Genomic DNA, 22,332 nt, shown 5'->3' with positions numbered 1-22,332 from the left:
GTGGACACGCACCATGATTCGCAATGACGCCGAGTTAGTGGATATGTGTTCTAAGTCTAAGGGTATTATTTCGGATAAAACAATTATTAAGGCACATCCATTTGTTGAAGACGTGGAAGCCGAAGAAGAACAGTTGGCCAAAGAAAAAGAAGCCGAACTGGCATCGTATGAATTTAACAACACGGGAGGTGAAGAAGATGGAAACGCTTAGAGCTTATATTGAATCATTTGGAGAGGATGCACCGGTTAAACTTTTATACGAAGTGTACGGTACGACTAGCGAAGTCAAATCTGTATTACAGTATTGTGTTACATCGTATAAAACTGCGGTAGAGGTTATGAAGGAAGAAAACGTATATCCTGAAACCGAAACGGCACCGGTAGAAGATGTAAAACTTGTACCTGAACCGGTAGAAGAAGTAAAAGTTGAAGAAAAACCTAAAACTACAAAACGAATAGTCAAAGCGAAATAGTAATATTTCGCTATTTTTATTCCTCGAGGCAGGTAACCTCGGTAAAAACCGGAAAGGACAACAATGGAAGAATTGTTAAAACAATTAGGCATTACTGAAGATAAAGCAGAAGCGGCGACGGCTGCTATTAAGGCATATCTCGACGGGGAATACGTGCCAAAAGGACGCTTTAACGAAGTAAATACCGCAAAAAAAGCTTTGGAAGAACAATTGACAGCCCGTAATAAAGAAATGAAAGCATTACAAAAACAAGCGGAAGGTGCCAAAGACATAGAAGGCTTGCAAAAGCAAATCAGCGAATTAACCGAGAAGCAGAAGGCCGATCAAGCGGAATATGAGTCTCAGCTCAAAAAGTTAAAGCTCGATAATGCGATTGCCTTACAAATTGTCGATAAAGCACAGGACGTTGATATTGTTAGTGGTTTGATTAATCGGGATAAGTTAATTGTGAATGATGACGGTAGTATTACTGGATTAACGGAACAGGTAGAAGCGTTACAGAAAAATAAAGCATTTTTGTTTAAATCTACATCCGGGAGTCAGGGCTATACACCAAAAGGCGGCCAAACGCCTGTAGTGAATCCGTTTGCGGCCGAAACGGAAAACTTAACAAAACAAGGTAAATTATTTAAGGAAAACCCAACAGAGGCACGTCGATTAGCGGCCGCTGCGGGGATTGTATTAGATTAGGAGGAACATAATGGGAACAACTTTAAGTGATGTAATCGTACCGGAGATTTTTACACCGTATACTATCAAGCGAACTATGGAATTAAGTGCATTGGTGCAAAGTGGCATCGTGGTTAATTCCCCGGAATTTGACAAATTGGCAAGCGAAGCAGCATCTATCCACAATATGCCATTCTTCGCCGATTTGACCGGTGATGCGTCTGATGTTATTGAAGGTCAAGATTTAACCGCACAGAAAATTGAATCTAAAAAGGACCAATCGGCAACATTCCGTCGTGCACAAATGTGGTCTGCGACTGATTTAAGTGCTCAATTAGCCGGCGCGGATCCAATGAAAGCTATTGGTACTTTAGTCGGTGCTTACTGGGCACGCGAACTTCAGAAAGACTTGTTAGCAACATTAAAAGGCGTATTCGGCGCTACTACAATGAAGCAGCACGTGTTGGATATTTCCGGTTCTACCGGTCGTGCGGCGGTGTTCAGTGCATCCAGCTTTATTGATGCTTGCCAGTTATTGGGTGATAGCAAGGCTAATCTTACGGCTGTTGTCATGCATTCTGCAACACATGCGTTATTACTCAAAAATAACTTGCTTGAAACTGAACGTGATTCCATGAACGTGGAATTCAACACTTACCAGGGACGTCGCGTAATCATCGATGACGGGTGCCCGGTAGAAGGTGGCGTATACACGTCCTTCTTATTCGGTTCCGGTGCGATTGCATTAGGTAATGGTTCTCCGGTTGGCTTTGTTCCTACTGAAACCGACCGTGATAAACGCAAAGGTTCCGGTGTGGATTACTTAATTAACCGTCGTGTACAGATTCTTCATCCACGTGGGGTTAAATTCACCGCCAAAACTCGTGCCAATATCGAAACTGTTAGCCGTGCAGAAATGTCTACGGCAACTAACTGGGAATTGGTATATGAACCTAAACAGATTCGTATGGTAGCGTTTAAGCACAAAATCGTTTAATAGAGGTGTTGTATGGGACAGGATTCGTATTGGGAACGACGTAGCCGGGAACGGGAGGCCGAATGGACTCAGATTAGTCAAGAGACAATTGAACGCGAGCTGGCGGAACAATACGCCCGTTCCTTGCAACGTATTCAAAATGAAATAAACGCTCTATATGGCCGGTTCAGTCAGGACAATGCAATGAGTATTGCCGAAGCCCAAAAGCTAATTACTGGACCCGAATTCAGAGCGTGGCGTATGGATATTGCCGAGTATATAAAACAAATAGAAGCTATCGGTAGTAAAGAATTGCTGCGAGAGCTTAATGTATTGGCCATGCGTAGTCGCATATCCCGGCTCGATAAGCTATATGGTGACACGATTAAAGAGTTGCTGTCGATGGGAATTATTGTCGATGATAAGATGACCGAGTTTTTAACAAGGGCTTACGAGGACAATTATTACCACGCACGCTACGATTTAGGAGTTGCCGGCATAGGCGTACCATGTAATTTAGTGAGCAAGGATGATATTGCCAAGGTGTTAGCTAATCCGTGGAGCGGTAAGAATTACAGTACACGGCTATGGGGAAATACCGAGAAGTTGGCCAAAGTAATTAAGCGTGAAGTTACCAACGGTGTGCACCGTGGAATAAGCAATACTAAGATGGCCAAACACGTACAACAGGTCATGGAATCCGGTAGAAAAGAAGCCGAACGCTTGGTGCGTACCGAGATGAACTACGTAAATAATCAGGCCAATCTTGATAGTATTCGTGATGCAGATATGCCGTATTATCAGTTCATCGCTGTCATGGACAGTCGTACTTCTCGTGTTTGTAAGGACCATAACAACGAAGTGTACAAAGTGGCCGATGCTATTCCAGGGGAAAATTTACCACCATTACACGCCAATTGCCGTAGTACGATAGCCGGAACGTTAACTGGGTACGACCCGGCTAAGGATAAAGGTAAGTTAACTCTGTTTAAGACTATGCCATATGAAGACTATAAACGAGTTTTTATCGAAGGTGATAAAGAGTATGGCATGGAGAAAAATTACTTACCTCCGACAGTAGAATTTATTGCAAAACTTGCCGCGGAAGGAAATCAGCCTTATAATAAAGTTAAGGAAGGTGTAGAACGATTTTATGACGATAATGGTGCTCCTATATATCCGCCAAACAATGGTGCGATAGGAGATGTTAGAATTATTACACTAAAACCCGGCACGGAAGTATTAACAAGGTATGGTCGCGATACGGGCTCATATGTCAGCCTTGGGGATATAGATTTTACAGCAAGGGCGTTACCCAGAACGGTTGATGTGAATGCATCTAATTATCATCGGTATAGAGTTATTAAGTTATTGGATAATGTAGAAGAAGGGCTAATTGCACCGTGGTTTGGCGAAAAAGGGCTGGGAATACAATACCGATTACCGGATAGGGTTAAGAACTTACTAGGCGAATTCCTGGAGGAAATTTATGAAGATGAATGACTTAGCTAAAATTATGGAAAAAGAGAATATTTGGCCATACGATTATGCTATCGGGTCGTTACAAAAACCACTGAGTGAAACGCCTCTGTGCTTAATCAAAGAAGGTAATAAATTTGTATATTTAGCCTTGGAGCGAAATAAAGAAGTAGACCGAATTGAGTTTTTATCAGAAGAAGAGGCTTGCAAATATTTCTTAAAGTCGTATGCCGCTTATGATAAAAGACTCAGAAAATACATAGCTTAAACCGCTTACATTATGTAGGCGGTTTTTTCATGCCCAAAATGAGGTGATACATTGGTAACGTATATTAGTGTTGAAACGGCGATTGAACAAATCGTCGATAAAGTTAAAATTAGCGCTGATGTGGAGGATATAATGCCTTTACAGCAGTTACAAATTGAGCAGTTTGTATACGATATTGTCGATTATTGCCACCGAGACGATTTTCCAACGACTCTCGTACTTACAGTGGCTAATCTGATAGCCATGCATTTTATAACAGAGCCGGAACATATGGGTACGGGCCCACTTAAGGCTCTTGAAGAAAATGACACACGGTTTGAGTTTGCTGTTGCGGATGCGGATACTACTGATTTATTAAGTAATCAGCTGTTTGGTAAAATACGGCCGAAACTGAACTTGTATCGAAAGTTGGTGCGCAATGGTTAACTATCAGGGCATATTGGAACGATATATGCGTAATGATCGTGTTACAGTAGTTAGGCAAGTAGAAGCGGTTGACGATATTGGAGCGGATATTTTTACCGAAACCGTAGTATATGCGGATATACCGTGTAAACTAGGGCAAGCCGGGAAGAATACCCTCGATAATACTCCAACCAATAGCGTAACGTTCGTAACGGCCGATTTACGGTTATGTTTAGCACCGGACTACACGATTCTGGCTAATGACAAATTAATTGTTAAGCACAAAGGTCAGACGTTTACGTTTTGGGCGACGCAAGCGTTCAAGTATATGACGCATCAGGAAATATCGGTATATGCTAAAACGGAGGCGTGAATGAAGATTACAGGCTTTGAAGAGCTGTATAAACGGCTTGATAAAATAGCGAATTCACAGGTTAAACTCAATCGCTTTGTCGCACAGCAGGGTGAAATATTACGCAGTGAAGCGGTTAAAAACACGCCTAAAGACACAGGACGGTTACAAGGTAGCTGGCGCCGTAGTCGAGCGGCTCAAAGCAAGTGTGAAGTATATAACAATACGGAGTATGCGGCACACGTTGAGTATGGCCATCGCACACGAAATGGTGGTTTTGTGAAGGGCCGTAAAATGCTCCATCGTGCTATTTTGACTCACAAAAAGAACTTTGAAGAAAACACGAAGGCTATTTTGGAGAATATAATACATGATTAGATTACGGACAATACAACAGGCTTTACTGGGGTTACTTAAAAAGAAATACCCTGATTATAAGGTGTTCTTTGATGATATTGAAAAATCCACTAAAAGCTATTTCTACATTGAAATGAATGTGGTATCGCATACGTTCGACCGCATCTATTTCGACAGGTATTTACAAATTGATATTGCGTTTAGACCGTTGGAAGATTCGCTAGGGCGAATTAAGCGGTCCGAATTATATGAAAAGGCCGATGAGTTAGAAGAACTCATCAGGCCTATTTTTTATGTCGAGGACCGGGCTATTACCGTTTTGAAGGCGGAACAGACCATCGTTGACGAGGTGCTGCATTATATTTTTAATCTCGACTTTACGGATTCGTTTACGCCGGAAGAAGAGTACGAATTGATGCAGAACTTGGAATTGGATATTGAGGTAAACAGAAAAGGAGAATAGTATGGCTAGACCTTCTGCAACAACAAATGAGACTAACTATGGGTTACCTTGGGTCTTAATTGATTTTAAGACTAAGGCAGCGACTGCCATTGCCCGTTCGGCGCGTGGTATTGTAGCTATGATTTTACACAATGAAACTAAAGACGTACAAAACTTTTATCGTATCAATGACATAACAGATATTCCCGAAACCGGATTGTCCGAAAAAAGTATTGCGTTAATTAAAATGTGCCTAAAAGGCACTCCGGCAAAAATCTTATTGTATACCATTCCGGACAGCACGGTTGAAAACGCAAAGATTACATTGGCCAATACGTTGAAAAAACTTGGACACATCAAGTGGAACTATATTTGTGCGCCGGACAGTACCTTCCAAGAGCATACAGATATTGCCACTTGGGTAAAGGCTATGTCTGAAAACAAGGATAAAACCTATAAGGCTGTATTGGCCAATAACAAGGGTGACCATGAATGCATCATCAACTTCACGACGGACGCGATTAACGTACAGACCGGTATGGATGCCAAGAACAATCCGGAATATACGACTTACGACGCTACTGCGTATACAGCACGTATTGCCGGTATTTTAGCAGGTCTTTCGCTCGACCGCAGTGCTACATATTATCGTTTGCCGGAAGTTGCATCTGTCGAACAATATGAAGATCCGGATGAAGCTGTTAAGAAGGGCGAATTGATTTTGTTTGATGAGGAAGACGGTAACGGCGTAAAGATTGGTCGTGCGGTTAACTCGTTTACTTCTTATACCAAAGAAAAAGGCAAGGAATTCCGCAAAATTAAGATTGTGGAAGGCGTGCATATGGTTAAAGATGATATTCGCGATACTTTCAAAGGTGGATATACCGGAGCGTACCTTAACTTCTATGAAAATAAGATGTTGTTCTGTGCGGCTGTTGAAGTATATTACAACAATCTTAAAGGTAACGTTTTGGATCCAAACGGCAACAATACTATTGACATCAATGAAGAATGGCAACGTAATTACGCAAAATTACAAGGTGAAGATGTTACTAAAATGTCTGCTATGGCCATCCGTCGTTACAATACCGGTGACACATTGGCGTTAGTTGGTGATGTTAAGTTTGTAGATGCGATGGAAAATTTACAAATCGTCTTTACGATGTAATGGATTGAAAGGAGTAGCACATGAGCAGAAATAAAGAAGATGTAAAATACCGTGGTCGCCGCCGTTGGAATGGCTCGCATGGTCATTTATGGTGGGACGGCGAATTAATTTTCGAAATTGCCAAATATGAATGTAAAGTAACTGCTGAACGTGAAGATGTAATTGTTGGTAACAGCAAAGATAGTAAAATCGTAGTGCTTGCCGGTGAAGGTAACTTTACGATTAAAAGCGTAATTAACCGCAATCTCAATAAAATGCTCGAAGCATGGAAAGCCGGTACAGACCCACGTTCCACTTTAGTAGCAGATATTGATGATCCGGATGCAGTAGACGGTCAGGCGGAACGTGTATCGGTTGATAACGTGTGGTTTAACGAACTCACTTTATTAGCCTTTGAAAAAGGGAAAGTCGTTGAAAAGGAATTTACCTTTGGCTTTACCCCTGAAGATGCTACATTTATTGAAACGATTGAATAGGAGGCTTACAACATGGCTATTAGTGTTAAAGATTTAATTGCAAAAAAAGAAGCGTTATCTAATAAGAAAAAAGAATTATACGACTTAACTACTTCTATCGGTGTCATTACCGTTGCAAAACCATCCGACACATTGGCTACCGAAGCTATGGAATTGACGGACGCTAGTGATGAATATCTCATCATTAATAGCGTAGTTGAACCAAATTTAAAGGACATGGCATTGTTAGAAGCCTATAATTGCGCATCTCCGTTTGATATTGTAGGCAAGTTATTTGATGCCGGCGAAGTGTATGCTATCTCTAAGGCTATTATGAAAACAGCGGGCTTTGGTGTGGACATCGAAACTAAGGTGCACGAAACTGTAAAAAACTAATTGAGGATGACTGGGAGGCGGCTACGGCCGCCTATCTTTTATTAAAAGGTCATCCTCTATCCTATTTTTTCAGTTTACCGTTGTTAGAGCGGATATTTTGTTATGAGGCAATGAAGCTAGAAGAAAAATATAAGCTCGAAGTAATAAAGGCACAAATGCAATTACAGGCGAAAGGGGGTAGCAAATGGCCGATGACGTAAAATTATCCGCATCGATAGAGCTGAAGGATAATATGACCATTACAGCTAAAAAAGCTAAAAATGGTCTTAAGCAGTTAGAGGAAACCGCCAATCGACTGAGTTTGAATGGCGTAAACAGTGCTACCTCAAAAGCCGGTAGTGCGGTAAAAGATTTAACAACTAAGGCTACCAACCTTAAAACAAAACTTAGCGGCCTGAAAAGCGGTAGTTATAACGTCACATTAGGGGTTAAAGATAAGGCTACTAGCGTAGTAAATAGGGTTAAATCACAGCTCGAAAGTATCCGTGGTAAAGTGTATACGGCCACGGTTAATATCCGTCAGAATCAAGGAATTAATAAAATCAAACAATCGCTTACCGGAATCGGCTCCGGAATGTTAAGGGGCACATCTGCAGGCATGTTAGGAACAGCCGGTATTGGTTTTGGTGCCTATGAAAGTATCAAACAATACGGTGAATTTGAACAGCAGATGTCGGCCGTAGGGGCGATTAGTGGTGCTGTCGGTGAAGATTTCGAAGCCTTAACTAAAAAAGCCATGCAGATGGGTGCTAATACAAAGTTTAGTGCTAAAGAAGCAGCAGATGCATTGATGTATATGGGTATGGCCGGCTGGAATACGCAGGAAATGTTGAGCGGCTTGGAAGGTACTATGTATCTAGCAGCCGCTAGTAATGAAGATTTAGGTCTTGTTTCGGATATCGTTACAGACTCCATGAGTGCGTTTGGACTGAAAGCGGAACGAGCCGGACATTTTGCTGACGTATTAGCTGCTACAGCGACCAAGTCAAATACGGACGTAGCCAAAATGGGCTACACATTTAAGTATGTCGCTCCGCTTGCCGGTGCCTTGGGATATACGATTGAAGATGCGTCTATTGCGATTGGTACTATGGCCGATTCCGGTATTAAAGGTGAACAGGCTGGTACCGCATTACGTAGTTTATTAACACGCATGGCATCGCCTACAAAGCAATCTGCGGCGGCGATGGATAAATTAGGCGTGTCACTTACCGATGCATCCGGAAACATTAAACCGTTCCGTATGGTACTGGATGATTTACGAAAAGGCTTTGCCGGATTGAGTAAGGATCAACAAGCGCAATATGCGTCAATGTTATCTGGACAGGAAGGTATGTCCGGTTTATTAGCTATCGTTAATGCTGCACCGGAAAAATATCAAACGTTAACACAGGCGATTGATAATGCAAACGGAGCCGCCAAACGAATGGCAGATAGACGTCAGGATAACTTGTTTGGTGACTTAGAAGCATTAGGCGGTGACTGGGATAGTTTTATCATGAATCTTATGAAAGGTGATAATATCGCCGGTATCCGCTCCTTTGTGCAAGAGGTCGATAAATTGTTATCTCACTTCAGTGAAGAAGTAGAGAAAAACGGATTGTCGATTAAAGCGGTGCTTAAAACTGTCGGAGAGGCCTTTGAAGATTTAGTTAAAAAGGCAGCCAAATTAGACGGCGAAGGCTCTATATTAGCTATCGGAGCGTTAGCCGGTATTGGCTACGGTGCGTATAAAGGTTACAAAGGTATTAGAAATCTCTTCGGTGGAAAGGGTTCTGCTCCGGGCGGTTTAGGGGGTGGAGCTGATGCCGATATGGATACCATGACGGTTAATGCAACTAACGTAATAGTCAATGGTGGCTTACCGGGATTACAACAGCCCGGTGCATCTGGAGGCGCCGCGAAAGGAGCGGCGGCTATGGGTCCTTGGCAAAAGTTTATGAAATTCATGGGCGGTAATGGTGGCAAGTGGCTACAACGTGGCGGAGCTGCCGTTGCTATAGGGGCTACTGCTTATAATATTGCTACAGCAGATGACAAAGCCAAAGCCACGGTAAAAGGTGCCGGTGGTCTGGTCGGTATGTGGGCCGGTGGTAAAGTTGGAGCAATGGCCGGCGGTGCTATCGGTAGCTTGTTTGGCGGTGTAGGTGCAGCACCTGGTGCGGCTATTGGCGGATTGTTAGGCGGGGCCCTCGGATTCATAGGAGGCGATGCAGTAGGCGATTGGCTTGCTAATATCGATTGGGAAGCAATGAAAACATTGCTCAATAATGGATTCGAAAGCATCAAAGATTTTGCTCAACCGTTAACTGATGGTTTTATTGATACTATTAACGTAATTGTCGGTATTGGAGCTACCCTGTGGGAAGGAATAAGCCCTTATTGGGATGCTGGGGTGCAATGGGTAAACGATAATGTGTGGACACCTATTAGCGATGCCGCCAGTGCCACATGGGACACTATTAGCGGATATGCCGGCGCGGCTTGGGATGGTGTAAAGGTTTATTGGGAACCTGTTGCGAATTGGTTTGACGGCAATGTTTGGCAACCAATATCCAGTGCGGCTGAAACAGCCGGATCGATTATTGCATCCGGGATAAATGGCGGTATCGATATTATTAAAAGGGGTTGGTCCGGTGTGACAAGCTGGTTCGATGAAAATATTTGGACACCTTTAAGCAATAAAGTAGCTGAATGGAGAGACCGCGGTTCTAGTATCACGGGTTGGAATCCTAGGGGCGGTGCAGACCATAATGCTACCGGTACTACTTCGTTCCGAGGCGGTTGGACTGAAATTAACGAACGTGGTGGCGAGTTAATCGAGTTGCCGAATAAGTCCCGAATCTATCCACATGCGACTACGGTTCAATTGCTTCAAAAAGAGTTGGCCAACTTAGGTAGTTCACCAAATATTACGGTGAACGCTCCTACACCTGTTAGTCAATCAGGAAGTACAAGTGTGTCAATCTCCGGTAATACCTTTGTGGTACGAGAAGAAGCCGATATCGATAAAATCGCCTATAAGATTGTAAGTTTATTTGAACAAAGTAAAGCTAACTATGGAGGTGCATACTAATGGCAGGATTAAGCTCCATATTAAATATTCTGTCTATTGCGCTGTTGCGGGCGGGCCGTGAACGTGAGTCGGTTGTATTATCTTGTCAGGGGGAACGGTTTGTATTACCGGTAACCCCAAGCAAGATTACTATATCCGACGGTCAGAACAATAAAACCATGAATGTAACTCAAGTTGGCGAAATTTTAGTATTCGGTATGCCTAAGTTACAAACTATTTCGTTTAGTTCATTTTTTCCGAATCTAAAGAGGGAATATCCTTTTGTAGTTGGTGATAACAAGGAACCGGCCGAATGTATGGCTCTTATTAAAAAGTGGAAAGAACTACGACTTCCGGTACGAATTATTATCACAGGACTTGATGTTAATTTAGCGGTCGGTATTGGTTCTTTTGATTGCGATAAACGTGATGGTAGTGGCGATATTTATTACAGTCTAAGCTTAACCGAACATAAAGATTTAAACACACCGTTGGCCAACAACAGTAATCAAATCGAAGCGGCTACCGGATTGCGCACTAGACCAGGCGAGGTTAATGCAACGACGGCTACTATGGTTAGTAAAGCGGCGGATGTTTTGGACGTGGCCAAAAAAGCTTATGGTGATTATAAGCACTGGCGACGTGTAGTTGAAAGCAATAATTTGACGGGGTTAGTCATTAATAACGTAACGAAGATCCGAAAGTTGAAGGTGTAGTTATGATTATTAAATATAAATCTAGCGACACTGGCGCCGATGTGGATATGTCGACCGTAGTTCAGAAAGTAGAATGGAGCGGCTCACGTATTCAAGTGGCTAGAGTTTTGGAATTTTCATATGTTCAAGATGGGCGGGATGCGTTGATTCCCGTCCATTCTTTGGATTGTGGCCAAACGATTTATGGTTACGACGAAGATGGACAGTTACAATTCCAGGGCAATATATACTCAGTGGAACGCAATACTGAAAATTCATTAGTTTCCGTTCGATGCTATGACAATCTATTTATTCTTTGTAAATCCAAAACTACTAAGAAATTTGTTAATGTATTGGCCGAGGATATTGTAAAAGGCGTATGTGCTGAATTAGGGGTAAAGGTTGGTACCTTGCCCAAGACGGATAAAAAATTAAGCTATATTGCGGCCGAAAAAACAGGCTATCAGATAATTATGATGGCCTATACTCAACTATCCAAATCAACCGGTAAAAAGTACCAAATGCTTATGAAGGGTGATAGCTTAGACGTCATTGAAAAAGGAAGCCTTATTGAGTCGTTCGAGGCTAGTCAGTATGTGAATACTAATAACAGTACCTACCGGGAAAGCATCGAAAACATGGTTAACTCGGTCCGTATAACTGATGAGCAAGGAAACTTGGTCGGTTATCAGCAGAATACGGATGATATTAAGAAGTATTCCATGATTCAGGATGTATATAAAACGAATCCAAAGGTGAATACTCAAGAAGCTGTAAAAGCATTACTAAAAGGACCTGAACGAACCGGTGTGTTGGAATTACTCGGTGATTATGCGGTCAAGTCTTCGTATTCGATTAAGATTAGCGACAGTATCGCTAATTTAACCGGTCAATTTTGGGTTAAGTCCGACCATCATTCATTTAGTGATGGCGTACATACGATGAAGGTCGAGCTCGAATTTGAAAATCTTATGGATGAACAGGATCCTGATAAGAATAAGGAAGGAGGCAGCTAATGCCGGAACAAATTCCTACGGCCGCACAATCGGCGGCTAAGCTTGTTGATATGGTAACGGGGATTGCCCAAGATGCAAGGCCACGACAAACTATGATAGGTGTTGTGATAGCATCGCCACCTGATATAAAGGTACAACTTAACGACATCATTCTGACAAAAGAAGATGTGTACATCAGTGAATACTTGCTCGTAGGGTACGAACGTACTGCTAAGGGCGTGATTAAGTCGGAAACTCAACCACGAGCGGGCGGCAGTGGTATGCCTGCATTTGCAAGCCATACTCATGATATTGATAACCCGTACACGGATAATATCATTTACACCGATACACTTAAGCCCGGTGATCGAGTATCCGTTATTCCGGTTTATAATCCCGGTGGCCAAGAAGACCAATTGTACTTGATTGAGGATAAGGTGGTGCGATTAGTATGAGTGATGCCTATCCATTTGTGACAGGCTTTAATCCTGTTGAAGAAGCTAAAAAACTACCTACTTTTGTTGAATTTGATTGGGACTTCGACACCGATAATTTCAAATACGATTCTAACGGAAAGCAAAAAATCGTTACCGAAAATGACGCTATTAAGGTTTGGGTAGGCAAGGCGCTCCAGACGGAACGCTATCAGTATCTGGCTTATTCGTGGCAATACGGCATTGAAGTTAAACCGTTTATCGGTAAGGTAATGCAGGTCAAAGAACGGTACTTGGAACTTAAACGTGTTATCGTTGAGTGTTTAATGGTTAACCCGTATATCCTCAGTATTGATTCTGTTGAGTTTACCACTACTGATGCTGATACTGTGGTGGCCGACATCATATTAACTACTATATATGGAGAGGTGAACGTAAATGTATAAAGCGAGAGACCAAGCCGAAATTTTAAAAGAACTACAATCCTATTCGGAACTACCGGTTAGTAATATTGAAGGGACCTTCGAATATGATGTTTTCTCTTCAAATTCGATTGAATTCGGAAAAGTAGAAGTTGAACTGGAACAATTATATAATGCTGCCTTCGCTGATACAGCATGGGGAGATTTCCTGACAGCTCGTGCAGCGGAAGCCGGTGTTATTCGAAAATTGGCCGTAAAGGCTACGGGTACCGTCACTGTATCCGGCAGTGGCGAAATACCTAAAGGCTGCCAATTCGCTACTGAAACCGGCATACAGTTTGAAACTGAAGAATCTGTAACAGTTAATACTACGGCTACTATACCAGTAAAGGCTGTGGTAGCTGGGACAAACGGAAACGTGGCGGCCGGTGCGATTAATACTATATCCGTGTCAATTCCGGGCATACGCGATGTAACTAATTCGGAGGCTACCTATGGTGGCTATGACGGGGAAACCGATAAGGCACTCCTTGCTCGTTATTTACTCCATGTTCGCAATCCAGGCACTACCGGTAATAAATCGCACTATCTGGAGTGGGCGTTAGCTGTTCCGGGCGTCGGTTCTGCGAGTGTGTTGCCAACCTGGAATGGCCCGAATACGGTAAAGGTTATTATCGTTGATGCCAATCGTGATACGGCTAATGCTGAATTGATTAAGCGAGTAACCGACTATATTGAAACAGTCCGACCAATTGGTGCTCAAATTACGGTTATATCCGCATCAAAAAAAGTAATCGACATTTCGGTTAAAATTAACGGATTTGCTGATAAGGATAGTATCAAGGCCGCCGTAGTCGATTATTTCAAAAACATAACCACTAGCTATGTAAGTATTGCTAAAATCGGCGATATTATCTTCCATACTACCGGTGTAGAAGATTATACGGCGTTATTGCTTAACGGGAATGCGACGAATGTAGCCCTTTCAGATGAAGAACTGCCCGTAATCGGGGAGGTGCGTATTGAATGATATTTGAGTTGTTACGTACGTATAAAGTCGATGTTATGCGATACTTGCCTAAGTTCTTAGCAAAAGACAAATCATTTAATGCGGTGCAAGGTACTTTGTCGTATGAACATGAACAGTACCGATTAAAGGTTATCGATATTGCTAAGCAGTTTTTTGTTGAGACTGCAACCTGGGGGCTAGCGGATTGGGAGCGTGTATATGCGTTACCGTCTACCGGCACCATAGAAAACAGACGTATCGCACTATTGCGGAAAATCCGTGCTCGCGATACGGTGACAAATAACCGTATGCAGTCCCTGATCGATTCTGTAGTTTTCACCAAGGATGCTACTCTCGTCGAGAATGTTGCTCCGGGCGTGTTCCGGATTGACATGGAAACGATGATAGTCCTCGATGAATTACGGGCTATCGTGGATTTCTATAAACCGGCTCATCTGACATATTTAATTGCTCATGCGTTTTTTACGCAGGGGCAATTTTTTTATGCCGGTGCGGTCTCAGAATTTGATATTTTGTCCATCGAAAAAGGTACCGATGGCGATATTGATACGGGCAGGGCACCGGTAGCCTATGCCGGCTCGGTTAGTGTTTTTGACAATGTATTTATAGGAGGTAATCATGAGTCAATATGATCCGATAGTGCCTACAATCCGAGGGCGTGCGATGATAACTCAGGCACTTGCTGAAGAGAAAGCACTTTATTTTACCCGCGTAGAGTGGGGCGATGGCGTCAAGCAACAAGACGCACAGCAGGAATCATTTACCGGCCTTATTCACAAGGTTATTGAGAGCGGTGTTACTAAGAAGCGTCGAGAAGAAGATACGCTATATTTAACGACTGTGTATGATAACTCTAAGATCAAAACGGGCTTCTATGTACGCGAATTAGGCGTATACGCTAAAGTAGGACAGAACGGGCAAGAATATTTATTCGCTTATACGTATGCATCGAATGCATCTTACACACCGGCATCGTCTCAATATAACGAGAAACGTGTAACGATAGCCCTTGGGGTTGATGCTCAAGTTAATGTAATCGTTAAATTCAACTCTCAGCAGTACGCTACTCGTGAGGAATTAGAGGATCATGATGCCGATACATCTTCCCACGAGGTTATTTTTAATAACTTTGTTAAAAATGTGACTCGTGTAAATGATGCCACATTCCAGATTACTAAAGGCGATAATACAAGTACGACTATTACGATTGATAATGTCGCACACGCGGGCAGTGCCACATCGGCCACTAACGCGACGTATACGACAACAGCGAGTTCCGGAGATAACTCGACTCGTATTGCATCTACAGCGTACGTGTTCCGAGAGATCGCATCGGCAGTAGCCAAGCTGATTAATTCGGCACCGGGAACACTGGATACTCTCGATAAGCTGGCGGCTGCATTAGGTGACGATCCTAATTTTGCAACGACTATTACTAATTTATTAGCCCTTAAGGCTCCGTTAAGCTCTCCGACATTCACCGGTACGCCACGAGTACCTACTGCATCATCTAGCTCTAATGATACGCAAGCGGCGAGTACGTCATTTGTTAAATCGGCTTTATTGTCGTTTTTGACAGACCGAAATTTTATCAAAGGTGTTATGGATGCTATCGGTTCGGAGACATTGTCACAGTTTGGAGTTAAGTACAATTTTGATAATCCGAATGCTTGGTCAATAAGCCTTGGGCGACTCTTTGGAGGGTTAATTATCCAAGGTGGATGGAATATAATTCCTGAACGGCAAGTAAAGACAATACCATTCCCAATTAATTTTACAAATAAAGCATTTAAGCCGCTGATTGCATGGGACGACCCGGCACAGGGGGCTAATCCATCATGGCAATTTGTAGCCGGAGCAACCGCTGATACTACATCTTTGCAAATCGGTTTACACACCCAAAATGGAGAAGGTGAACGCGGTGTAAATTGGTTGGTTGCCGGTATTTAAACAATCCATATTAATTATTGGCGTTTAATTCTGCCGGCTAAAAGCCACATAATAGCACGCCGGAGCGATAGCATCGGATGTACGGAATGTACAACTATTAGCCGTTTTATAGTCTTTTAAAACGTTAACAGTTAAGCTGAATTTACTGTCGCTTGCGTCAATAACGCCAACCGGAATAATAATATAATCCGTATTATTAAAAGCTATCGCAAAGTTTGCCGTGGCTGCATTATTAGCCGGTCGGCCGGTTGCTCCACCTTGGGTAAGGAGGTGATAATAAAAGACAGTAAGAAATGGATTGATAATGTCTTAGTAATAAACAAATTAGAAGCATGAGTAAAAGCTTATGCTATGGCAATATTAAGAAATTAAGAATGACATAATAATGAACATATTGTAAACATTATTTCAGTAATCTTATAGTTTTCCTCAGCTGTGGTAAGGCTTTGTGGGTATATACACCATCTGTAACATTATTAGCAGCATGACCAAGCAAACGCCTTTTAGCATTATAGTTTGCATTGGCATTATCTAATAATGTTGCAAATGTATGCCTACAGTCATGAGTGGTATGATTGGCTTTTATCGTAGTCATTACATCTTTAAATTTTCGAGAAAGCTGAGCATATGTAATTATAGTATCTCCAAGCAAGTATTTATTGTTATTGCTCAATAGGGTTTGGATAATAGGCCATAGTCTTTCATGTATGGGAATGATTCTAATACCGGCTTTAGTCTTAGATGTTTTAATGTCAAAGTATTTTTGCTTGATGTTAATATCTGAACGCTTTAAATGCCGTAGTTCAGTACTTCTCATACCGGTATAAAGCATAATCAAGGGTATGATGCGGTTAGGGTTGCTAGAACGCCATAACTTATTGATTTGAGCAGTGGTAAAAGGCTTATGTGGCCTAACCGGTGTATTTTTGCCGATAATTAAATATTCAGCTAGATTTTTATCGGTCCATTCGTTAATTATGGCAAAGGTATATAACTGATGTAATAAGGATCTAACTTTTTTTAAGCTAGCATAAGACAAGTTATTATTAAGCATGTTATCCATAACATCCTGTAATTGTCTATATTTAATAGCATTAATAGGTAATGTAGCTACTGCACCTAAATGTTTCAGACTATTAATATAACTATTAGAGGTTGAAGTGCTAACATGCTTTGAATGAGTGGGAAACCATAACTTATAAATTTTGGAAAGGGTGATAGTAGGCGTGGGAATGTCCGTATTATTGAATTTTGCTAGTGCATCTAATGCATCTGATTTACTAGCATAATAACCAACAATATGGTAAATGGCACAGCCCTTGTTTTCATAGCCGATTGTTTTTCTTACCATAAAAGGCCTTCTTCTATTGCCAGATAGTTTACAGATTTGGCCATAGTTGTTTGGTAACTTCATTTTTTATACCTCCAGTTTTAAAAGAAAGGAATGATAATGTCATGAATCAATATTTAATTATACTTGATACGCCTGACAAAAACGGAGAGAGTAAACGTTTAGCGTCTTATTGGATGGACGTTCACGGTTTTAGCTGGAAAGAGCTTGAAGAGAAAGCTCAAAAGGAATATCCTGGCAAGATTTACTTGCGTGATGAAGACGCTAGCATTCAGGCTAAGCTGGCTGATGGTAAATACGTCTGGGGCGGTGAAGAACCTGTTATTCCAACTCCATACGTACCTACCGAAGCTGAAAAGCGCAAGGCTAAGATCCAAGCGATTAAGGCCGAAACTGATGCGGCGAATGCACCGCTGCAGGACCGTATGTTGACAGCCCTGTTGCAGGGGAATGATACTTTGGCTGCTCAATTGCGTGACCAATATCAGGCTAATAATGCTGCTATGATCCAGAAGATTAAGGAGGTTTAAACATGGAGGATAAATTATATTGTGAATATTGCGCGGCTGAACTTACTGAAGACGGTCGCTGCCCAGATGTAGATTGTGTATATAACGTCTACATCGACGCCATCGCGGAATGTGATGCCGAAATCGAAGCGGAAAAGGAGGACAGTAAATGATATCTATACAGTATTTTCAGGACATGTGGGAATCCTTGATTGCCGCATGGTGGGTAAAAAGTGCCTTATCTGTTATCGCCGCAGTAGCTATTTGGTTAATCGGGCTTAAGCACGTACAAGTGTTAGGGATATTTATATTGCTAGTCGGTCTTGATTTGGTTACCAAGTGGGCTAGTGTGGCGTACCGTATGCTTGTCGATAATTTTGGTTACGATCCGGAACATATTGCGGCCTGGGAAAAGTACCGAGCCATACCGACAGCATTTGACCTGAATTTGATTAGAAGCGAATATATGCGAAAAGGATTTTGTGATAAAGTCCTTACCTATGTAACAGTCACAGCGGCTGCTTTTCTATTTGACTGGCTAGCAGGCGAAAAATCGTTTGCCGTTAATCTCGTGTGGCTGTATTTGGGCTCATCCGAATTTCTTAGCATCCTTGAAAATCTTCGAGACGGTGGCAATAAAAGCATGGGGCGTTTCTTGGAATTGGTACGTGATAAGATTGAGAACAAGGTTAAGTTTTAGGAGGTAGGCTATGAAAGTATTTGTAAATCCGGGTCACGCACCCGGAGGTATTCCAGATCCAGGTGCTGTTAATCCGGTTACCGGTACTCGCGAATGCGATATAGCGGCTAAAGCCGGACGTATGCTTGCCGGTTATTTAGAAGCCGCGGGTATAGAAGTTAAGGCATTACAGTCCGACGATTTAGGGGACGTGTGTGCCACTAGTAATGCGTGGGGAGCTGATATATTTATCTCGTTGCACTGTAATGCATTTAACACAATTGCACGAGGAACCGAGACTTTGTATAAATCCTTTTATGGCCAACGATTGGCCGGATTTATACAGTCTCAGATAATCCGGTCAGTTAACACGGTAGACCGCGGCAGTAAGCAACGGGATGGCTTATGGGTGCTTAATGGTACAAATGCGGTAGCAGTCCTCGTTGAATTAGCGTTCATTGATAACATGGATGATCTTCGATTATTGGAAACTAATTTGGATAAAATGGTGCGAGCAATTGCACGCGGGATTACCGATTACTGGGCTGAATAAAACTGACTAAACGATTAGTGTGTAAGTTACTAGATTGGGGGTGATTAGGTGGAGAATAAGCGATTACATTATGTCTTATATGCAGTTATCGCTGTAGTATTAATTATTGTATGTGTAGGCTACTATGTGAATAGCAATCAGAAGGAGACGGTACCAAAGGTGGTACCACAGTCTACTATGGCTAAACCGGAGGTATTGGCCAAAGATATTAAAATCACTCCGAAACAAGCTGATACGGTTGTTCATGAAATAGCAAAAGCAAAACCTGTTATATCCTATATAGTTAAGGCTCCAACAGTCACACAGGCCGCGGAAAAGACGGCCAAAGCAATTGAAGCTAAATCTCCGGAGTTGCCTGTCGTAGCCGTTACGCCAAGCGATAGAACAGTGGTAGTCGCTAATGAGGATAAACAAACCGTCGATGTATATAAGATTAGTTTGGATAAACCTCATAAAATTAAAACCGGTGTAACGGTATTAAATGATAAAATCTACCCGACAGTAGGATACCAAGCAGGCCGAGTAGAAGGTTTAGTTCAATTCGACGGAACGAAAATTAAGGGAGCTACGGTTATGTACACGGTGGCACAGTGGTAAGAAAGGTAGCGTGATCCAAATATCTCGTGGCGTACGACGTTATGTACGCAAAATGCCCGCAAGGTTAGAAAAATGTAGTGACCCCAAAAAGTTAGACTTTTATTTCCGAGAAGCCTGAATAGGTTTCTCGGAAATAAAAGTCTAACTTTAAGGGGTCGGTTCAAAAATCTAGCTTTGCGGGCATTTTTTTTATTTATTTTAATCGACGATTTAACCGAATAAGGTTATAATAAAACCATAGAGAGGAGGCGAAAAACATGATGGACGATATAGAAAAAGTCCTTACAATAATTGAAAAGATAGTGCTAATAGCCGTAGCAATAAAAACGCTTTTCAAAAAGTAAGGACTGTCCAAGGGTTAGGGGCGAAAGCCCCTAGCTCATCTATATCTTATCATGAAGTTATGAAAAATAAAAGTGTAACAGTAGTATTAGCTTTATTGAGTGTATCGGTCTATTTATCTATGGATAAATATGGCTGGGATTGGTTTGGCGGGTTGGCCTTAATTCTGGGGATAATAGCTATTATACAAGAGGTGAGAAAATAGTATGAAATTTACGGATGTCATGACAACCAAAGAAGCCGCCGAAGTATGGGGACTGTCACAGGTTAGTGTAAAACATTTATGCACGGGCATACAAGGTAGACCTCCACGTCTAATAATTGATGTGGAGTGTCGAAAAAGTGGAGGGACTTGGCTTGTTACGAAAGCCGGTATGACTCGATTATACGGTGAGCCGGAAGAGTGATATACTTATGAATATCAATTAAATTTAGTTCCCTTATGTTTATTTGGATTTACTTATTGCTCAACCGTTGCTCAACCTAAAAGGGTGAGAATAGCTTAACCACGCTCATTCTGTAGTGTATATAATATGAGTAACTAACAAGTGAGTGTGTAATACGTTTGTTGGGAGGTAGTTATATGAAAGTTTCAAAGCGAACAAAAACATGGCTGGTAGCAGCCGTTTGTACATTCTGTTTAGGTTACGGTCAAAGTCAGGCGACCATAACCGACACGGTAAATTATTTGCCCCCTACAGTAGTACTCAGTGATGAAGTAACCTATGCAGCTAACGGTCAATTGTGGCCAACCTTGAAGCATGACGGCGTTGCCATGGCTGATAGTGCTGTAAAAGGGGATGATGCTAATGGTCTTAAAGAGATAAATCGCGCCATTGCCATTGTGCAAACCAAGGAAGGCTATGGTCTCTTGGACTCAAAAGGTGAATATGTTGTTCAACCGGCCTATAAAACGGTAAACAGTGCTAACCGTGGCCATGAATTAGTGTTCAGTAATCCAAAAGATAAAACGGCCGTAGGGGTTAAATTGGATGCACCTATGATTAAGCGCCAGGGCTATGCCTCCGATTTGTATTTTCCGTTCAAGGATGAAAGTACTAAACGGTATGGTTTTAAAAATGTAGGCGATCAAATTGTAATCGCACCGAAATATAAAGATGTAGTAGCTTCGTTCAGCGAAGACCGAGCTTTTGTTAAAACGGAAAAAGGCCAGATTGTAGGCATTGACGGCACGGGCAGTGAACTCTTTACGGTGGCGGCCGATTATGTATCGCCGTATAATGATGGATTAGCACAAATAGAACGGCGAGCATCGGGCTTTAATTTATTTGGCGGCTTTGGCGGCCTTGCCATTGGCGGTATTTTCGGCGGCGGTGACAGCGGTCTCGGTATCGGCATCGGCGTCGGTCATGGTCACGGCGGTTATTTGGGCTGGGGCGATTATGACGACGGCTTTTTCGGCTTCGGTGGTGTTGAAGTGGCGCGGGATAAGGTAAAGCGCGGTTATATCGATCGTGATGGCCGTATCGTGGTAGACAGCAAGCTTGACTATGTGTATCCGATGATGCCATTTGGGACTATTATCGAAAACGACAATCAGTTGGCTGTTGTCGATAAAAAAGGTAACTTCCTAATTCCGTTTGGTGATTATACCTTTGAAGGCATAAATCTTTCCGATTCGTATATTGCACTTAAGAATAAGCATACGGAAAAACGAGGCGTACTGAACTATTTGACGAACAAGAATGTATTGCCGTTTATTTACGACGGTATTGATTTTATGAATGACAGCTATATCGTGGCCACGACGGCAGATAACAAGCGGGTGTATAAAATGGAGCCGGCTCGTACAGAAATATTTAGTTTATCCAAGGGTGCTAAACATACCTATTACGGTGCCGAAGGATACGCTTGGGTTACGGGCGATTCACTCTTAGGTGATGGTTTTACAGGGTATAAAATCATCGATAAAACAGGTCAGGTCGTATATGAAGCTAAGGATATCAAAATTCAGAAAGTTTCTAATTTTATCGGCGATTATACAGCCGTAAAAGTAGGCGGTAAATGGGGGATTATGACGATTAACGGTCAGTGGCTCGTTGAACCGACTTACAAAGATATTCAATTTATTGTGCCTACGGGCGAAGCCGTGATGATATTCCGATAAGTTTTGTCCTATAACCCTAAGTTTTGAATCGGTTTATCGATAGTCCATATAACTAAAAAAGCTGAGGCAACGATTTGTTGTCTCAGCTTTTGTGTTTTTATGAAAATGTTATAAGATATGCAGGCTTATAGGACAAAAAGTGTGTGTGGCTT

General features: G+C 42.1%; 29 protein-coding genes. 28 read left to right on the top strand and 1 reads right to left on the bottom strand.

Annotation, left to right across the window (positions count from 1 at the left end; all coding sequences use genetic code 11):
* The 21 genes from QZL64_RS07270 to QZL64_RS07170 form a co-directional block, all read left to right on the top strand.
* The coding region (locus QZL64_RS07270; protein WP_296309436.1) for a phage portal protein at nucleotides 1-211 on the top strand (211 nt) is incomplete at its 5' end.
* Entirely contained in the window at nucleotides 198-473 is a 276-nt protein-coding gene (locus tag QZL64_RS07265) for a hypothetical protein (protein ID WP_021841350.1), read from the top strand. The genes QZL64_RS07270 and QZL64_RS07265, both read left to right, overlap by 14 nt.
* Before the next feature lie 63 nt (nucleotides 474-536).
* Complete coding sequence (locus QZL64_RS07260; RefSeq protein WP_021841349.1) at nucleotides 537-1,163, top strand: phage scaffolding protein; 627 nt, start codon at nucleotides 537-539, stop codon at nucleotides 1,161-1,163.
* Nucleotides 1,164-1,173: 10 nt separating this feature from the next.
* Entirely contained in the window at nucleotides 1,174-2,139 is a 966-nt protein-coding gene (locus QZL64_RS07255; RefSeq protein ID WP_021841348.1) for a major capsid protein, read from the top strand.
* Between the two features lie 12 nt (nucleotides 2,140-2,151).
* The gene (locus tag QZL64_RS07250; RefSeq protein ID WP_021841347.1) at nucleotides 2,152-3,621 is read left to right on the top strand and encodes a minor capsid protein; all 1,470 of its coding nucleotides are present in this window, start codon (nucleotides 2,152-2,154) and stop codon (nucleotides 3,619-3,621) included.
* Nucleotides 3,608-3,865: a hypothetical protein gene (locus QZL64_RS07245; protein WP_021841346.1), complete on the top strand. Its 258-nt coding sequence runs from the start codon at nucleotides 3,608-3,610 to the stop codon at nucleotides 3,863-3,865. The genes QZL64_RS07250 and QZL64_RS07245 overlap by 14 nt, the downstream gene beginning before the upstream one ends.
* Nucleotides 3,866-3,916: 51 nt before the next feature.
* Nucleotides 3,917-4,291 carry a hypothetical protein gene (locus tag QZL64_RS07240; RefSeq protein WP_021841345.1) on the top strand — a complete coding sequence of 125 codons (375 nt, stop codon included), beginning with the start codon at nucleotides 3,917-3,919 and terminating at the stop codon, nucleotides 4,289-4,291.
* Nucleotides 4,284-4,643 (top strand): hypothetical protein, encoded by a 360-nt coding sequence (locus QZL64_RS07235; RefSeq protein WP_156704280.1) that lies wholly within the window; start codon nucleotides 4,284-4,286, stop codon nucleotides 4,641-4,643. Before QZL64_RS07240 ends, QZL64_RS07235 begins: the two co-directional genes overlap by 8 nt.
* Nucleotides 4,644-5,000: an HK97 gp10 family phage protein gene (locus QZL64_RS07230; RefSeq protein WP_021841343.1), complete on the top strand. Its 357-nt coding sequence runs from the start codon at nucleotides 4,644-4,646 to the stop codon at nucleotides 4,998-5,000.
* The gene (locus QZL64_RS07225; RefSeq protein WP_021841342.1) at nucleotides 4,993-5,442 is read left to right on the top strand and encodes a phage tail terminator family protein; all 450 of its coding nucleotides are present in this window, start codon (nucleotides 4,993-4,995) and stop codon (nucleotides 5,440-5,442) included. Before QZL64_RS07230 ends, QZL64_RS07225 begins: the two co-directional genes overlap by 8 nt.
* A gap of 1 nt (nucleotide 5,443) precedes the next feature.
* Nucleotides 5,444-6,589 carry a phage tail sheath subtilisin-like domain-containing protein gene (locus QZL64_RS07220; protein WP_021841341.1) on the top strand — a complete coding sequence of 382 codons (1,146 nt, stop codon included), beginning with the start codon at nucleotides 5,444-5,446 and terminating at the stop codon, nucleotides 6,587-6,589.
* A gap of 20 nt (nucleotides 6,590-6,609) precedes the next feature.
* Nucleotides 6,610-7,065 (top strand): phage tail tube protein, encoded by a 456-nt coding sequence (locus QZL64_RS07215; RefSeq protein WP_021841340.1) that lies wholly within the window; start codon nucleotides 6,610-6,612, stop codon nucleotides 7,063-7,065.
* A gap of 12 nt (nucleotides 7,066-7,077) precedes the next feature.
* Entirely contained in the window at nucleotides 7,078-7,440 is a 363-nt protein-coding gene (locus tag QZL64_RS07210) for a phage tail assembly chaperone (RefSeq protein ID WP_021841339.1), read from the top strand.
* A 184-nt stretch (nucleotides 7,441-7,624) separates the two neighbouring features.
* Nucleotides 7,625-10,516: a phage tail tape measure protein gene (locus QZL64_RS07205; protein WP_021841338.1), complete on the top strand. Its 2,892-nt coding sequence runs from the start codon at nucleotides 7,625-7,627 to the stop codon at nucleotides 10,514-10,516.
* Entirely contained in the window at nucleotides 10,516-11,211 is a 696-nt protein-coding gene (locus QZL64_RS07200; RefSeq protein ID WP_021841337.1) for a hypothetical protein, read from the top strand. Before QZL64_RS07205 ends, QZL64_RS07200 begins: the two co-directional genes overlap by 1 nt.
* 2 nt (nucleotides 11,212-11,213) lie before the next feature.
* Nucleotides 11,214-12,206 carry an XkdQ/YqbQ family protein gene (locus tag QZL64_RS07195; protein WP_021841336.1) on the top strand — a complete coding sequence of 331 codons (993 nt, stop codon included), beginning with the start codon at nucleotides 11,214-11,216 and terminating at the stop codon, nucleotides 12,204-12,206.
* Entirely contained in the window at nucleotides 12,206-12,640 is a 435-nt protein-coding gene (locus QZL64_RS07190; RefSeq protein WP_021841335.1) for a DUF2577 family protein, read from the top strand. The genes QZL64_RS07195 and QZL64_RS07190 overlap by 1 nt, the downstream gene beginning before the upstream one ends.
* Nucleotides 12,637-13,065, top strand: coding sequence for a DUF2634 domain-containing protein (locus tag QZL64_RS07185; RefSeq protein ID WP_021841334.1), 429 nt, complete (start codon nucleotides 12,637-12,639; stop codon nucleotides 13,063-13,065). Before QZL64_RS07190 ends, QZL64_RS07185 begins: the two co-directional genes overlap by 4 nt.
* Complete coding sequence (locus tag QZL64_RS07180) at nucleotides 13,058-14,071, top strand: baseplate J/gp47 family protein (protein WP_021841333.1); 1,014 nt, start codon at nucleotides 13,058-13,060, stop codon at nucleotides 14,069-14,071. Before QZL64_RS07185 ends, QZL64_RS07180 begins: the two co-directional genes overlap by 8 nt.
* Nucleotides 14,068-14,703 carry a putative phage tail protein gene (locus QZL64_RS07175; RefSeq protein WP_021841332.1) on the top strand — a complete coding sequence of 212 codons (636 nt, stop codon included), beginning with the start codon at nucleotides 14,068-14,070 and terminating at the stop codon, nucleotides 14,701-14,703. The genes QZL64_RS07180 and QZL64_RS07175 overlap by 4 nt, the downstream gene beginning before the upstream one ends.
* A complete protein-coding gene (locus tag QZL64_RS07170; RefSeq protein WP_021841331.1) occupies nucleotides 14,690-16,021 on the top strand; it encodes a gp53-like domain-containing protein in 1,332 nt (443 codons plus the stop codon). The genes QZL64_RS07175 and QZL64_RS07170 overlap by 14 nt, the downstream gene beginning before the upstream one ends.
* A gap of 403 nt (nucleotides 16,022-16,424) precedes the next feature.
* Here QZL64_RS07170 and QZL64_RS07165 read toward each other — a convergent pair whose 3' ends face one another.
* The gene (locus QZL64_RS07165; protein WP_156704293.1) at nucleotides 16,425-17,435 is read right to left on the bottom strand and encodes a tyrosine-type recombinase/integrase; all 1,011 of its coding nucleotides are present in this window, start codon (nucleotides 17,433-17,435) and stop codon (nucleotides 16,425-16,427) included.
* Nucleotides 17,436-17,476: 41 nt separating this feature from the next.
* Between QZL64_RS07165 and QZL64_RS07160 the strand changes: the two genes are divergently transcribed.
* The 7 genes from QZL64_RS07160 to QZL64_RS07130 all read left to right on the top strand — a co-directional run bounded on the left by QZL64_RS07160 (nucleotide 17,477) and on the right by QZL64_RS07130 (nucleotide 22,180).
* Entirely contained in the window at nucleotides 17,477-17,902 is a 426-nt protein-coding gene (locus tag QZL64_RS07160; RefSeq protein ID WP_021841329.1) for a hypothetical protein, read from the top strand.
* Nucleotides 17,903-17,904: 2 nt separating this feature from the next.
* A complete protein-coding gene (locus tag QZL64_RS07155; protein WP_021841328.1) occupies nucleotides 17,905-18,054 on the top strand; it encodes a hypothetical protein in 150 nt (49 codons plus the stop codon).
* A complete protein-coding gene (locus QZL64_RS07150) occupies nucleotides 18,051-18,581 on the top strand; it encodes a phage holin family protein (RefSeq protein WP_021841327.1) in 531 nt (176 codons plus the stop codon). The genes QZL64_RS07155 and QZL64_RS07150 overlap by 4 nt, the downstream gene beginning before the upstream one ends.
* Nucleotides 18,582-18,591: 10 nt before the next feature.
* The gene (locus QZL64_RS07145) at nucleotides 18,592-19,113 is read left to right on the top strand and encodes an N-acetylmuramoyl-L-alanine amidase family protein (protein ID WP_021841326.1); all 522 of its coding nucleotides are present in this window, start codon (nucleotides 18,592-18,594) and stop codon (nucleotides 19,111-19,113) included.
* Nucleotides 19,114-19,161: 48 nt separating this feature from the next.
* Entirely contained in the window at nucleotides 19,162-19,710 is a 549-nt protein-coding gene (locus QZL64_RS07140; RefSeq protein ID WP_021841325.1) for a hypothetical protein, read from the top strand.
* 548 nt (nucleotides 19,711-20,258) lie between these two features.
* Nucleotides 20,259-20,459: a helix-turn-helix domain-containing protein gene (locus tag QZL64_RS07135; protein ID WP_021841324.1), complete on the top strand. Its 201-nt coding sequence runs from the start codon at nucleotides 20,259-20,261 to the stop codon at nucleotides 20,457-20,459.
* A gap of 176 nt (nucleotides 20,460-20,635) precedes the next feature.
* Nucleotides 20,636-22,180: a WG repeat-containing protein gene (locus tag QZL64_RS07130; protein ID WP_021841323.1), complete on the top strand. Its 1,545-nt coding sequence runs from the start codon at nucleotides 20,636-20,638 to the stop codon at nucleotides 22,178-22,180.
* The last annotated feature ends 152 nt before the right edge of the window (nucleotides 22,181-22,332 follow it).

Origin of the sequence: Veillonella sp. CAG:933 (assembly GCF_000431435.1) — a bacterium.
Lineage (GTDB): Bacteria > Bacillota > Negativicutes > Veillonellales > Veillonellaceae > Veillonella_A.
This window is presented reverse-complemented; position numbering and strand designations above follow the sequence as displayed.

Coding starts and splice junctions, on each gene's coding strand:
- QZL64_RS07235 (WP_156704280.1), top strand. CDS start 4,284: ATGGTTAACTATCAGGGCATATTGGAACGATATATGCGTAATGATCGT.
- QZL64_RS07250 (WP_021841347.1), top strand. CDS start 2,152: ATGGGACAGGATTCGTATTGGGAACGACGTAGCCGGGAACGGGAGGCC.
- QZL64_RS07205 (WP_021841338.1), top strand. CDS start 7,625: ATGGCCGATGACGTAAAATTATCCGCATCGATAGAGCTGAAGGATAAT.
- QZL64_RS07210 (WP_021841339.1), top strand. CDS start 7,078: ATGGCTATTAGTGTTAAAGATTTAATTGCAAAAAAAGAAGCGTTATCT.
- QZL64_RS07195 (WP_021841336.1), top strand. CDS start 11,214: ATGATTATTAAATATAAATCTAGCGACACTGGCGCCGATGTGGATATG.
- QZL64_RS07255 (WP_021841348.1), top strand. CDS start 1,174: ATGGGAACAACTTTAAGTGATGTAATCGTACCGGAGATTTTTACACCG.
- QZL64_RS07215 (WP_021841340.1), top strand. CDS start 6,610: ATGAGCAGAAATAAAGAAGATGTAAAATACCGTGGTCGCCGCCGTTGG.
- QZL64_RS07165 (WP_156704293.1), bottom strand. CDS start 17,435: ATGAAGTTACCAAACAACTATGGCCAAATCTGTAAACTATCTGGCAAT.
- QZL64_RS07265 (WP_021841350.1), top strand. CDS start 198: ATGGAAACGCTTAGAGCTTATATTGAATCATTTGGAGAGGATGCACCG.
- QZL64_RS07170 (WP_021841331.1), top strand. CDS start 14,690: ATGAGTCAATATGATCCGATAGTGCCTACAATCCGAGGGCGTGCGATG.
- QZL64_RS07135 (WP_021841324.1), top strand. CDS start 20,259: ATGAAATTTACGGATGTCATGACAACCAAAGAAGCCGCCGAAGTATGG.
- QZL64_RS07245 (WP_021841346.1), top strand. CDS start 3,608: ATGAAGATGAATGACTTAGCTAAAATTATGGAAAAAGAGAATATTTGG.
- QZL64_RS07130 (WP_021841323.1), top strand. CDS start 20,636: ATGAAAGTTTCAAAGCGAACAAAAACATGGCTGGTAGCAGCCGTTTGT.
- QZL64_RS07200 (WP_021841337.1), top strand. CDS start 10,516: ATGGCAGGATTAAGCTCCATATTAAATATTCTGTCTATTGCGCTGTTG.
- QZL64_RS07220 (WP_021841341.1), top strand. CDS start 5,444: ATGGCTAGACCTTCTGCAACAACAAATGAGACTAACTATGGGTTACCT.
- QZL64_RS07160 (WP_021841329.1), top strand. CDS start 17,477: ATGAATCAATATTTAATTATACTTGATACGCCTGACAAAAACGGAGAG.
- QZL64_RS07225 (WP_021841342.1), top strand. CDS start 4,993: ATGATTAGATTACGGACAATACAACAGGCTTTACTGGGGTTACTTAAA.
- QZL64_RS07175 (WP_021841332.1), top strand. CDS start 14,068: ATGATATTTGAGTTGTTACGTACGTATAAAGTCGATGTTATGCGATAC.
- QZL64_RS07190 (WP_021841335.1), top strand. CDS start 12,206: ATGCCGGAACAAATTCCTACGGCCGCACAATCGGCGGCTAAGCTTGTT.
- QZL64_RS07155 (WP_021841328.1), top strand. CDS start 17,905: ATGGAGGATAAATTATATTGTGAATATTGCGCGGCTGAACTTACTGAA.
- QZL64_RS07180 (WP_021841333.1), top strand. CDS start 13,058: ATGTATAAAGCGAGAGACCAAGCCGAAATTTTAAAAGAACTACAATCC.
- QZL64_RS07260 (WP_021841349.1), top strand. CDS start 537: ATGGAAGAATTGTTAAAACAATTAGGCATTACTGAAGATAAAGCAGAA.
- QZL64_RS07230 (WP_021841343.1), top strand. CDS start 4,644: ATGAAGATTACAGGCTTTGAAGAGCTGTATAAACGGCTTGATAAAATA.
- QZL64_RS07185 (WP_021841334.1), top strand. CDS start 12,637: ATGAGTGATGCCTATCCATTTGTGACAGGCTTTAATCCTGTTGAAGAA.
- QZL64_RS07145 (WP_021841326.1), top strand. CDS start 18,592: ATGAAAGTATTTGTAAATCCGGGTCACGCACCCGGAGGTATTCCAGAT.
- QZL64_RS07150 (WP_021841327.1), top strand. CDS start 18,051: ATGATATCTATACAGTATTTTCAGGACATGTGGGAATCCTTGATTGCC.